The sequence below is a fragment of the Lachnobacterium bovis genome (assembly GCF_900111325.1).
Classification (GTDB): Bacteria; Bacillota; Clostridia; order Lachnospirales; family Lachnospiraceae; genus Roseburia; species Roseburia bovis_A.
This window is the reverse complement of record NZ_FOGW01000036.1, coordinates 1-12,875: the sequence shown is the minus strand read 5'-3', so window position 1 is coordinate 12,875 and position 12,875 is coordinate 1. Positions and strand designations below refer to the sequence as shown.

Annotated in this window: 13 protein-coding genes, 1 tRNA gene, 1 other RNA gene and 1 pseudogene; 2 read left to right on the top strand and 14 right to left on the bottom strand. The window is 31.0% G+C overall.

The genetic code is table 11. The features are described from left to right. Positions 1-889: 889 nt before the first annotated feature. The 13 genes and pseudogenes from BMY79_RS11100 to tadA form a co-directional block, all read right to left on the bottom strand. A complete protein-coding gene (locus tag BMY79_RS11100; protein WP_022748277.1) occupies positions 890-2,080 on the bottom strand; it encodes a DUF5711 family protein in 1,191 nt (396 codons plus the stop codon). A gap of 147 nt (positions 2,081-2,227) precedes the next feature. Continuing rightward, entirely contained in the window at positions 2,228-2,824 is a 597-nt protein-coding gene (recR, locus tag BMY79_RS11095) for a recombination mediator RecR (protein ID WP_022748276.1), read from the bottom strand. A gap of 1 nt (position 2,825) precedes the next feature. Further along, entirely contained in the window at positions 2,826-3,164 is a 339-nt protein-coding gene (locus BMY79_RS11090; protein WP_022748274.1) for a YbaB/EbfC family nucleoid-associated protein, read from the bottom strand. A gap of 139 nt (positions 3,165-3,303) precedes the next feature. Next, positions 3,304-4,884 (bottom strand): DNA polymerase III subunit gamma/tau, encoded by a 1,581-nt coding sequence (gene dnaX, locus BMY79_RS11085; RefSeq protein WP_022748273.1) that lies wholly within the window; start codon positions 4,882-4,884, stop codon positions 3,304-3,306. 33 nt (positions 4,885-4,917) lie between these two features. Then, positions 4,918-5,988, bottom strand: a complete 1,071-nt coding sequence (locus BMY79_RS11080; RefSeq protein WP_022748272.1) for a 6-phosphofructokinase — start codon at positions 5,986-5,988, stop codon at positions 4,918-4,920. A 53-nt stretch (positions 5,989-6,041) separates the two neighbouring features. Continuing rightward, a complete protein-coding gene (locus BMY79_RS11075) occupies positions 6,042-6,269 on the bottom strand; it encodes a hypothetical protein (protein WP_033421228.1) in 228 nt (75 codons plus the stop codon). Next, positions 6,250-6,558, bottom strand: coding sequence for a CarD family transcriptional regulator (locus BMY79_RS11070; RefSeq protein ID WP_027422332.1), 309 nt, complete (start codon positions 6,556-6,558; stop codon positions 6,250-6,252). The genes BMY79_RS11075 and BMY79_RS11070 overlap by 20 nt, the downstream gene beginning before the upstream one ends. A 256-nt stretch (positions 6,559-6,814) precedes the next feature. Further along, positions 6,815-7,492, bottom strand: a pseudogene (locus BMY79_RS11065) (GTP pyrophosphokinase); the annotation flags it as partial. 341 nt (positions 7,493-7,833) lie between these two features. After that, a complete protein-coding gene (gene mnmA / locus BMY79_RS11060; RefSeq protein WP_022748269.1) occupies positions 7,834-8,904 on the bottom strand; it encodes a tRNA 2-thiouridine(34) synthase MnmA in 1,071 nt (356 codons plus the stop codon). A gap of 94 nt (positions 8,905-8,998) precedes the next feature. Continuing rightward, positions 8,999-9,424 (bottom strand): RrF2 family transcriptional regulator, encoded by a 426-nt coding sequence (locus BMY79_RS11055; protein ID WP_022748268.1) that lies wholly within the window; start codon positions 9,422-9,424, stop codon positions 8,999-9,001. Between the two features lie 82 nt (positions 9,425-9,506). Further along, the gene (nudC, locus tag BMY79_RS11050; protein WP_074730979.1) at positions 9,507-10,373 is read right to left on the bottom strand and encodes an NAD(+) diphosphatase; all 867 of its coding nucleotides are present in this window, start codon (positions 10,371-10,373) and stop codon (positions 9,507-9,509) included. 78 nt (positions 10,374-10,451) lie between these two features. Further along, positions 10,452-10,714: signal recognition particle sRNA large type (gene ffs / locus BMY79_RS11045), an RNA gene on the bottom strand. A gap of 36 nt (positions 10,715-10,750) precedes the next feature. Continuing rightward, positions 10,751-11,245, bottom strand: a complete 495-nt coding sequence (gene tadA, locus BMY79_RS11040) for a tRNA adenosine(34) deaminase TadA (RefSeq protein WP_022748265.1) — start codon at positions 11,243-11,245, stop codon at positions 10,751-10,753. 141 nt (positions 11,246-11,386) lie between these two features. Between tadA and BMY79_RS11035 the strand changes: the two genes are divergently transcribed. Together BMY79_RS11035 and BMY79_RS11030 are read left to right on the top strand one after the other, a co-directional pair. After that, entirely contained in the window at positions 11,387-11,944 is a 558-nt protein-coding gene (locus BMY79_RS11035; protein ID WP_022748264.1) for a GNAT family N-acetyltransferase, read from the top strand. 122 nt (positions 11,945-12,066) lie between these two features. Further along, a complete protein-coding gene (locus tag BMY79_RS11030) occupies positions 12,067-12,612 on the top strand; it encodes an NADH peroxidase (protein ID WP_022748263.1) in 546 nt (181 codons plus the stop codon). 163 nt (positions 12,613-12,775) lie between these two features. On the opposite strand, the gene BMY79_RS11025 is transcribed toward BMY79_RS11030, so the two are convergent. Then, positions 12,776-12,861 (bottom strand) — tRNA-Ser (locus BMY79_RS11025). Positions 12,862-12,875: the final 14 nt, after the last annotated feature.

Sequence of the window (12,875 nt, the reverse complement as noted above, 5' to 3'; positions counted from 1 at the left end):
GTTAAGCACGCCGCCAGCGTTCATCCTGAGCCAGGATCAAACTCTCATTTTAAAATTTGATTCTCAGAACTTAGCTTGGCTAATTTCCTTGTTACTGTTTAAAGGTGCATCTTCTCTCAGATGCTGTTCGTGTAATCTTTCGATTACTTGAATAATTCTCTTTAGAATCTTTCAAGGTTTTTCACTATTTAGTTATCAAAGTTTTTGTTTCGCTTATCAGCGACAACTTCTATATCTTATCACCTTTCTTAGTGTTTGTCAACACTTTTTTGTTTTAATTTTTTCAATTCACTGCTACCAATCAAGGTGCTTTATATTGAATCGTTTCTAAATAAAAACTTGCCATCATCTGACGAAAGATGTCTGATCGAAGTCTTTCTCACTTACTAGTTTCCTTTGCTTGTGAGCTCTTCGCTGTCAGCTAGATTATAATACCATCTTTAGTTCTTTGTGTCAACAGTTTTTTTTATTTTTTATTACTTTTTTTATTTTCTTAGTTTTTATTTAATTTTTTTCTATTTAACTATTATTATTCAGCAACGAATTCTATTCAACGACTTAACATTGCTCAAAAAAATACTCTCATCATTGGTCTATTTTTCATCCAATAATGAGAATATATATAATTTACACAAATACACTATTCTTTTTTATATAGTATCTTTCACATTAATAGACTTGACTTCGACATCATTCATATCGATACCTTGCACATCGTTAACTTTCGCATTGATATCTTTCACATCGTTGACTTTCGCATTGATATCTTTCACAAGTATATCTTTAATAAGTATATTTTCACTTCAAGACACTTGATGTTGGATTAGTTATTTGTTTTGAAGATGTTGGCTTAGTTATTTGTTTTGAAATAGATTTTACGTGACTTTTTCTAGTAAAGTTTTACTTCTTGCATTTCACCCTTTCCTATAAAAAGATACTTTCGTGATGATCCTCTTGGAAATATTTTATATATTTCTTGTTCAAATTTAGTTTTTAATTTTCTAATGCTATACATTGTATAAATTTCACACTCGGAGTTATTTTTTACACAGATTTCATTGTTATCAAGCAATTCAACTGTATCATATGCAAGCTTTGTATGATTTTCCATTGCAATCTTTCCACTTTTATCGTAAACGATAATATGTTTTTTTTCATTTTTTTCATCGCTTTTTTCAGTAACGACTCCTACATATTTATCATTATAAAATACACTTCTAATATTATCTTTTATTTTTATTTTTCTTTTCAATTTTGGTGTGTCACTCTCTGCAAATTGATAGATTGCATTATCTGATACTCCTACCATCAAATTATTTGATGCATAATATATTTCTGGAATTATTGTATCTTCGTACGCATATGATCCAACATTATTATCTATTTTATTCTGACCAACCGTATCAAAATTGTAAAAATTTAAAGTTGTATCTACTTTCCCTTTATTTATATCAATTAGTGACACTGCCATCTTTTTAGAATCGCTTGATATTGCTACGTCAATCGGAAATCCCCCCTTGTTACCATGATATTCTCCTCCTGCTAGCTCTTTTCCTCTTTTATCATACAATTTCACAGTATATTCTGTTCCACTTTTTTGGATTGTTGCTATACTACCTTGATCTGCAACTTTTGCTTTTTGAATTGGTTTTGTCGTTTCAATATTTTCTACTATTCCATTCTCATTCAGCAATACCATCTTGGTTCCACCTTTATCATAGATAACAAAATAATTATTACATTTTGCAACTACTGGCGTTGTCATAGTATAGGCTTGATTCCAAATCAGGTCGCCCGATGTATTTTTATAATTTGCTCCATCATTAGTATATTCTACAATATTTCCTTTAAAACTTTCATATTTAGATGCTCCTGTATCGGAACATTTACTATAATCTACAACCGTATATCTTGAATATGAACGCATTGATGATATTAATTCAAAAAGAATTAAGCAACTTATCACTATTAAAGCAATCACTACTATTCTTCTAAAAATCTTCTTTTTATGTTCTCTAACCTTTTTTTCTATAATATCTTCATTCGTCTCTATTCTTTTGAATTCACTCTTAATAGCCATAATTCCCCTCACATTAGTTTTTCCCTAATAATAATATTATCCTAGGTACAGCATTTATTCAAGAAAACATACTTAATTTGCATTAAATACTTTCACAAAACATGTACCTAGGATTAATTATTTTTAGCTCATTTATATATTTATTTTTTATAAAGTTGTTCTACCCTCTAACGCACGCAATAATGTCACTTCATCTATGTACTCTAAATCTCCTCCTACTGGAACGCCACTCGCTATACGACTAACTTTAATTCCTGTAGGCTTAATTAATTTGCTTATATACATAGCTGTTGTTTCCCCTTCAAGACTCGAATTTGTTGCTATAATAACTTCTTTTACATCTTTTTGCAAACGTGTCATTAACTCTTTCAATTTAATGTCCTGGGGACCTATTCCTAGCATTGGAGATATTGCTCCATGTAAAACATGATAAACACCATTATATTTACCTGTTTTTTCGTATGCACCAAGATCACGAGTATTTTCAACAACCATAATTGTTGTATGATCTCTCTTGACATCTTTACATATTGGACATACTTCTTCGTCTGTTAATGTAAAACATTCTTTACAATATTTTACATTCCTTTTTGCATTTATTATTGAGCTCGAAAGATTTTTTACCTGTTCTTCTGGCATATTTAAAATATGGAAGGCTAATCTTTGAGCTGTCTTACTACCAATTCCTGGTAAGCCCGCTAAAGCTTCTATTAATTTGGTAATCTCTTTACTATAGTATTCCATACTAGAATCCTAAACCTAATCCACCTGTAAACTTAGACATTGTCTGCTGAGAATCTTCATCAACCATTCTCATTGCTTCATTAGTTGCAGCTATAATTAAGTCCTGAAGCATTTCAATATCATCTGGATCAACTACTTCTTCTGCTAATTTTACACTTACAACTTCATGTTTACCATTAACTGTAACCTCTACAGCACCGCCACCTGCTTTTGCTGTATGTTCTTTTTCTTCTAAGGCTTGTTGTGCTTCTGCCATCTGCTTTTGCATCTTCTGTGCCTGTTTCATAATATTATTCATGTTTCCTGGCATTCCACCTGGAAATCCACCTCTTCTTGCCATGTTTTGTTCCTCCTATACGCATTAATTTAACGCATTTTCTATTTACTACAATATTTTTATTGTATTAATTTTTTTTCGTTTTGTCTATACCTTTCGTAAGATTATATTTTTCTTTTTTAGTCAACCTTTTAAATATATCTTACATTTGTTCTTCTTCAATTTCCATGTTAATTAATTTAGTAAAATCAACAACCGCCTCTTGTGCTGCAACATTTTCTTTGTTCTGCTGCACTATAACTTCCACGCTTTTTCCTATTTTATTGGCTATTTGATTTTTTAAATCTGTTATGCAATCGCCTCTATTATTACTTAAATATTCATAAGCATTCTTATTATCGAGTACAAGAATTATTTCATTATTAGATCCTACAGTTGGCACTGCTTCCCTGAAATAATTTCTAGACACTCCACCACACGCAGAAATAGTTGCATTCCACTCTCTCGCAAGAACTTCTAATTCTTTTGGTAAGGCTTTTGGTAATTCTTTTGGAATCATTTTTTTAGTTTCATTCGCCAATTGAACACTATTATTGTTATCTCCCGAATTTGCACTAGCAACAACAACCCCTTTTTCTATTTTCTTTTCTAATGCAATTATTCTATTAACAATTGAATCATAATTTTGTTCCATTTCTGGTTTACATAATTTAATTATTCCTATTTCGACAATAATTCTCTTTTGCGTTGCATGTTTCAACTTATTACTTAGTTCTGAAAAAATACGAATATATCGCATCAATTCATCTATTGAAATTTTTTGTATTTCTTTTTTTAATATTTCTAGGTTTTCAGAGGTAACATCTAACACATCTTCCATTCCATCTGAACTTTTTAATAGTAATAAATTTCTTAGGTACCATGTAAAGTCATTTACAAATTGACCTAACTCTCTACCTTTTATAACTAGCTCTTCTAGTGTTGATATAGCTCCTAGCAGATTTTTTTCAACTATCTGATTAAACAATTTAGTAAATACATCTGTATCAACTGCACCTAACACCTCTAAAACCATGTCATATGTAAGTTTTTTCCCCAGGTGAAAAGCAATACACTGATCTAATAATGATAACGCATCTCTTAATGCACCATCTGCGGATTTTGCAATGTAACGAATTGCTTTTTCTTCACATTCTACATTTTCTATTGCCATCAATTCGTTTAATCTTTCGGAAATCGTCTCTATTGAAATCCTTTTAAAATCGTAACGTTGGCATCTAGATAATATTGTCAACGGAATCATATGTGCTTCTGTTGTTGCCAAAATGAAGATAACATATGATGGTGGTTCTTCTAATGTTTTTAACAACGCATTAAACGCACCGTTTGATAACATATGAACCTCATCTATAATGTAAACTTTATATTTTCCTTCAGTTGGTCTATATGCCACTTCTTCTTTTATTTGTCTAATATTCTCGACACCATTGTTTGATGCTGCATCTATTTCAATAACATTCATCGATGATCCATCTGCTATGGCTTTGCAACTTGGACATTCACCACATGGACTTCCATCAACCGAATTTTCACAATTTACTGCCCTTGCAAAAATTTTTGCCACAGTAGTTTTTCCTGTTCCTCTTGTACCACAAAACAAATATGCATGACCAATTCTATTTGCTTTAATTTGATTTTTTAAGGTTGTGACAATATGATCTTGACCTTTTACATCTTCAAATTCTTGTGGACGGAATTTTCTATACAGTGCCGTATATGACACGATAGTTCACCAACTTTCTTACAATAACTTATTTTAATCTCCGAAGCTTATTCCTATCATTTTTGCTTCTTTAATCATTTGTGCTTTTGGATTTACTGTTTTTAATTTTCCTGCGACTTTGCTTAATGGTACTCTCTTTGTTTCTCCATTAACCATCGCTATCATATTTCCATAATCTCTATCTATTATAGCTTTTGCTGCTGCTGCTCCTAATCTAGTACATAGTACTCTATCATATGGACAAGGACTTCCTCCTCTTTGTGTATGTCCTGGAACTGTAACACGCACTTCAACACCTGCTCGTTTTTCTATAGCTGCTGCTATTTCATATGATACAGATGGATATTTTCTATCTGCTAATTTACTTTTATACTCTTTCTTTGATAATTTAGCATCTTCTTTTGAAATTGCACCTTCCGCAACCGCTAATATGGTAAATCCTTTACCTTCTTTTCCTCTTTTTTCTATAGCCGAAATAACTTTATCAATGTCATATGGTATTTCTGGAATAAGAATAATATCCGCTCCTCCTGCAACTCCTGCATAAAGAGTAAGCCATCCTACTTTATGTCCCATAACTTCTACAATAAAAACCCTATTATGTGACGCAGCTGTTGTATGTATACAATCAATTGCGTCTGTCGCTATATTAATTGCACTCTGAAATCCGAATGTCACATCAGTTCCATAAATATCATTATCAATTGTTTTAGGTAAATGTATAACATTTAGGCCTTCTTCTCGAAGTAAGTTTGCACTCTTTTCTGTTCCATTTCCACCCAAAATAACTATACAATCTAAGTTCAAGTCATAATATGTTTTTTTCATTGCTTCAACTTTATCTAATCCGTTTTCATCTGGAACTCTCATCTGCTTAAAAGGTTGTCTTGAAGATCCAAGAATTGTCCCACCTCTTGTGAGTATTCCCGAAAAATCTTCTCTGGACATCTGTTTGTAATCCTTATAGATTAGGCCTTTATATCCATTTTTGAAGCCAAAAATTTCAACATCCTTGTTATATTCAAACAGCCCCTTTACTACACCTCTCATTGCAGCATTAAGTGCTTGGCAATCACCACCACTTGTCAAAATTCCTATTCTCATATATGACTCCTTTCCAACTATAGCAATTCCTATTTTAATTTTACCTTAAACTTTTATTTTTTTTCTTTTTTACGTTCATCGTTTCTAAAACCTTTTTTTCTTCCAATCAACGAATTCCATGTTTTATAGGCTTCCTGGGAATTATGTGATTTATAGAGCTGCTTCTTTACATCCTTAACAATCTCTATTATCAAATACTGACCTCTATCATAATGAAATTCGCATTCTTTTCCATCAACTTCTTGATGTCCTAACATAAACTTATTTATTCCTTGCGCCATCTTTCCCCTTCTCTCTTTGTAGGACGAAATCAATAGCATCTTGAACTTTAACATCTTTTTTTGCTAATTCTGAATTCTCTAATTCTCTAGCTTCTTCAGGTGTAAAAAGCTCTTTTAATTCAACTTTGTGCCCCTCCACCGGTATGTAAGATATAGTCTGAGGTTCGTATACAGGTTTTAAAACATAATACTGTATCGGTGCTCGTTTTTTGGTTTTTAACGATACTATATTATCTACCTGACACACTCCTTGAGTTTCACTATATATATATTGCTTTTTTTGAAACATAATTTCATCTCCACTTCTAAATTACCGTAAAACTTATCTTAGCCAAAAAAAGATATTTTGTCAAAATCTACGCCTACAATTAATCTTCTAATAAATAATTTTCTTTATTATATGTTAACATATTTCGATAGTCCTGTGCTAAATTTTGTGAGTTATTAATTATTCCTCCGTTTTTATTCGAATTTTCTCTAATCAATGCAGCAAATACTTTTTTATAATCATTATCTGTTTCATCAACTTCTTTTGCGAAGTTATTCATTCTATTTCTTATTTTTTCCATTCGTTCATCTAAACTAGCACTAATACTTGCACATTCTTCTAATTCCTTAGAAAGATATTCTACTTCACTTGCTGGAATATCTTTTTTATATTGCAATTTATGTTCTAAACTAGCCCAAAAATCCATTGCAATGGTTCTTAATTGAACTTCAACCTTCATTGGTCTTTTTTGATTTTCTAAAAAGATAGGAACTTCCACTATCAAATGTAAACTTCTATAACCGCTAGGTTTTGGATTTTTTATATAATCTTTCTTTTTTATAAGTGTTATATCATCCTGCTGTAATAAACAATCTGCAAGATAATATATATCCTCAGGAAAAGAACATATAACTCTTACTCCTGCAATATCAGTAATATTTTCTTCAATTGCCTCTAACGATAATGGTATATTCTTTTTAGTTATTTTTTTTATTATTCCTTCAACTGATTTTACTCTAGTCTTTATAGATTCTATCGGATTTCTATCATACTGAAGTGAAAATTGTTCATTTAAAACTTTAAATTTTGTTTCAACCTCCATTATTGCACATCTATAATACGCCATAAATCTCTCTATTGGCATAATATTTGCATTGATTGTTTCTAATACTTTATCCGATAAAAGGTTTTCTTTAATCCATTTTTCTTTTACTTGATTTAAAATTTCATCCATATTTTTCCTTCTACGTCTTCCTTTTTTATTTATTTTTTTACTATTTACATTATAATATCTATATTTGAATAATCATATTATTTTTTGTGAAATTTTTGTTAGCAGATATGTCTTTATGTATTTAAAAAATAATTTTATAATTTAATTTTTATTGAATCTTCAGATATTCAATACCTATTTTAATTTTATTAATTCTATATTTAATATTAATATTGTAAGAATAAAATCTTGATATAATTATTTATATTTTCAGTAATGAAAAAACAATATCTATAATTGTTCTTTTTGTTCCTACAATTTTAGATATTGTTTTTATCATATATTATATATTTCATTTTAAACTATCGTAACACAATAGTTCCGCCGCACAAAACATGACCATCTTCATAAAATACAGCTGACTGTCCTGGAGTAAATGCTCGCTGTGGCTCATTGAAGGTACACTTGATTTTTGTTTCTGTCACTGGCTCTATTACACACTCAGAACCTTTATGTGAATATCTAATTTTTCCAACTGTACTATATGGTCCTTCCAATTTAGGTATCGCCATAAAATTAACATTCTCTACATAGCACACTTTAGAAAACAAATCATCCGATTGACATACAACAACCTCATTTGTTTCTGGTCTAATTTCTTTAACAAACAAAGGAGTTGCTGCTGTAATACCAAGGCCCTTTCTTTGTCCTATTGTATAATGAATTATTCCTTTGTGTTCTCCTAACACATTACCATAAATATCTACAAATTTTCCTTTTTCAAAAGATTGTTTAGTTTCTCTTTCGATAAAACTTGCATAATCACCATCTTTTATAAAGCAAATATCCTGACTATCTTTTTTATTCGCAACAGGAATTTTTGCTTCTTCTGCAATTTCTCTGATTCTTGTTTTTTCGTACTTACCAACTGGTAATAATGTCTTTGCCAATTGTTCTTGTGTCAAATTGTAAAGAGCATAAGTCTGATCTTTTTGCGCTGTTTTGGAATTCATAATTACATATCTACCATTTTCTAACTTTTCAATCTTAGCATAATGTCCAGTTGCAACATAATCAGCACCAAATTTTTCTGCCGCTGTAAACAACGCTTTCCATTTTATAGCTCTATTACATACGACACAAGGGTTAGGCGTTCTTGCATTTTTATACTCATCAATAAAATAATTAATTACCTCTTTACGGAATTCCTCGTGGAAATCTAGTACATGATGTTCTATTCCCAATGCTTTAGCAACTCTTTTGGCATCCTTTATAATTAGCTCATCTGAACTTTGAGATAAAATATCATTTTTAGAATCATCCCATGTCTGCATTGTCATTCCAATAACTTCATAACCTTGTTGCTTCAAAAGATATGCAGTTACTGATGAATCAACTCCACCTGATAATCCTACTATTACTTTTTTATTCACTCTTATTTCCTCTCGATCTATCTGTAATCTCGTATTTGTACAATTATATAATTTTCAACCCAATTAAGTAGGCTTTTAACACTATTTTTATAATCTATTTGTTCATTTTTTCAAAATATTTATCTACTAAATCTTGAAGCGTAATATTATCAACAACATTCGTTACAGCCTCATTAATTTTCATATAAACAAACGAAGTAACACATTTATCTGCTCTTTCACATACCAATTCATCATCTTCAATACATGATACCGGTGCTAAAGAACCTTCTGTTATTCGAAATATTGTACCTACTTTACACTCTTTTGGATCAACGTTTAACAAATATCCACCCTGAGCTCCCCTTATACTACGTACACAGCCTGCTTTATTAAGTGTAGATATAATTTGTTCAAGGTATTTATCTGATATATTTTGTCTCTTTGCAACGTCTTTTAGACTAATTGGATGTCCATCTGAATGAACCGCTAAATCAACCATAAGTCTAAGTGCATATCTTCCTTTTGTAGATATTTTCATCTTAATTCCTCCATTTCATAGTAAAATAGTATATTTTACATTCTATATTGTCAATGTTTTTTTATAAATGACTATACGTCGTTTAAACACCTTTTTTAGCTAGAACAATGTGTTTTATCATATCCATCGTCAAACTTATGGTATCTATTTCGTCAGCATTGATTGTTTCAATATTAACCCATTCTGCTACTGATAATTCATTTTCATCTCTTATAATATTGTCCGAGCCATCTAGTTCACATATAAAGCCAGCTAATATATTATCAGCCATTCCCCATGGTTGCGATTTATAATATTGAATATTTTTAACTTTTAAACCAACTTCTTCCTTTACTTCTCTCTTAACAGTCTCTTCTAAGCTTTCTCCTATTTCATTAAAACCAGCAACAAGTGCATAATTCTTATATTGTCGACCTCTGTATTTTGTCAATAATATTCTATTATTATCTACAATCGCAACAATTACCGCAGGAGCAATCTTTGGAAAAACTTCATTTCCACATTTTGTACATTTTACCATCCTTAAATTTGAGTCATGAACCATTTTGTGACCACATTTTCCACAAAACCTATTAATTTCATACCACCCGTTTAAATGTAAAGCGGTAAGTGATGCAAAAGCGCTCTCTTTTGGAGCAGTCATACGAAAATAATGTCGATTTTTAAATACTAAACCTATACTTTTTAATGTCTCTATTTTATCATCTTCTACATATACTCTAAAATATGATATGCCATCTATCGCAAATAAATAAGTATATGACTCTATGTAATTTTTTACACTTTTATATTGTGGAAATTCAATCGTGATTTTATTTATTGATTCATCTGGAGTTTTTTCGCGAATTGCCAAACGGTTACTATTAAAGAACAAAATTAAACTATTATCTTGTGGTTCAACTTGTGAATACTGATTATCAAAAAAATGTGGTTCAATATCTTGTATCATTTTTATCCTCATTTCTATACATGTGTAATGCTGAACAATTAATTTCTAAATATCTATATACAATTATGTATCAAAAAAACGAGCGCTTCACTTCGAATCTGCACACCAGAACGTTACCTCTACAGTTAGCTCTGCCCAGGCACCCTCACGACACATAAAAGGTTCCACTTATGGCTGCTGCATTCCTGCCCTGACCAGGTTCATGGATTTCTATTGCGTAAGACCCAAGCTTCATCGCCACTTATAGAGGGCGTCTCTAACATACAAAACCCTCTGTGAAGCATCACCCCAACTATAGCGGATTGTTGGTTCAAGGTACCGCTAACACCCCGGCTGCTCGGATATTAATTATAATATATTTACTTGCTTATTGTCAACTATTTACAAGCTCTTTCTTTTGCTTTTGCTTCTTTTTTTATTTTTCTTAACTCTTTAAAAAACTCTGTCAGCATTGAACTACATTTTTCTTCTAAAACACCTTTTTCAATTTCCACCTGATGATTAAACTGACTCATTTGCAATAAATTTATTACAGATCCAGCACATCCAGCCTTAGGATTCATAGATCCTATAACAACTTTATTTAATCTAGATTGAACAATTGCTCCAGCGCACATCTGGCACGGTTCTAATGTAACATACATTGTACAATCTTCCAATCGCCAGTCACCCGTTTTTTTACAGGCTTTTTTTATTGCGCTTATTTCTGCATGTTCTAAAACACATCCTTTAGAATTTCTTTTATTGTATCCTCTTGCAATTATTCTGTCATTTTGAACTATAACACAGCCTATTGGAACCTCTTTAATTTTTAGTGCCTTTTTGGCTTGTTTAATCGCCTCAGACATATATTTTTCATCTCTTGTATACATTATTCTTCCTCTTGTTAATAGACTTTTTTCATTAAATTGATTATCATATTATTATAAAACAAATTTATACGATATACACATTATAATTATACAAAGAATTACTCTGAAATAAAACTATAATAATGCAAAGGATTGACTGCTATGCTATTTCAATATGAAACGGATAGATTAGTCCTTAGAATTTGCAGGACTGATGAAGCTAAGACTGTTCTTGATTTTTATAAAAATGATAAATATCTTTTTGAAAAATACGAACCTGATCGCATGCCAAATTTTTATACAGTTTCTTACCAAAAGAAAATTCTCAAATGGGAGCATTCACTTTTATTAAAACTAGAAGCTGTACGTTTTTATGTTTTTTTAAAAGATGATCCAAACACAATAATTGGTACAATCTGCTATCATCGTATTGAAAAAAGTATATATCAAAGCTGTGAAGTAGGTTATAAATTTGCCAGCAAATATCAACATAATGGATACGCTCAAGAAGCACTACGACTTCTAAATGATGTAATGTTTAATGAACTCAATTTACATCGTATAGAGGCCAAGGTTATGCCAAAAAATACAGCCTCTATTAATTTATTAGAAAAATTAGGATTCTATAGAGAAGGACTTAATCGCAAATGTATACTTCTCCATAATAAATGGGAAGATCATTATTTATATAGTTTAATAAATCCATTAGAAGATTTTTAAACTTTTACTTGATTTTTTAATTTTATGTGATATATTTAAATAATAGTAATGATTACTATTATTTGATTATACATTAATATAATTTATTTTTACACTAATTTATTTTCATAGGAGGTAAAATTATGGCAAAATGGGTTTGTTCAGTATGTGGTTATGTTCACGAGGGAGATACTCCACCAGAAAACTGTCCTGTATGTAACGCACCTGATTCAAAATTTGTAAAACAAGAAGAAAATCGTACATGGGCTTCAGAGCACGTTGTAGGCGTTGCTGAGGGTGTGAGTGAGGATATTCTTGAAGATTTACGCTCAAACTTCACTGGAGAATGTTCTGAAGTTGGAATGTATTTAGCTATGGCTCGTGTAGCTATGCGTGAAGGTTATCCTGAAATTGGTATGTATTATGAGAAAGCTGCTTATGAAGAAGCTGAACATGCAGCAAAATTTGCAGAATTATTGGGAGAAGTTGTTACTAATTCAACTAAGAAAAACCTTGAAATGCGTGTTGAAGCAGAGCACGGTGCTACTATGGGTAAAACAGATTTAGCAAAACGTGCAAAAGCTGCCAATCTTGATGCTATCCATGATACTGTTCATGAAATGGCTAGAGATGAAGCAAGACACGGAAAAGCCTTCGAAGGCTTACTAAAGAGATATTTTGGAGAATAATTTAAGCTTTATATATAACTCCATTTTTATTAAATCTTAATTTATATTTTACTTTATACACACAACTGGCAGCATTATACTTAAGAATATATAGTATTGTGTTGCTAGTTTTTTATATTTTTTTATAAAAAAAACAACCAACAAATGTTGATTGTTTATAAAACGCAGGGGGTGGGATTCGAACCCACGTGCCCTTGCGGACAAACGGTTTTCAAGACCGCCTCGTTATGACCACTTCGATACCCCTGCATCTATTCAATTTG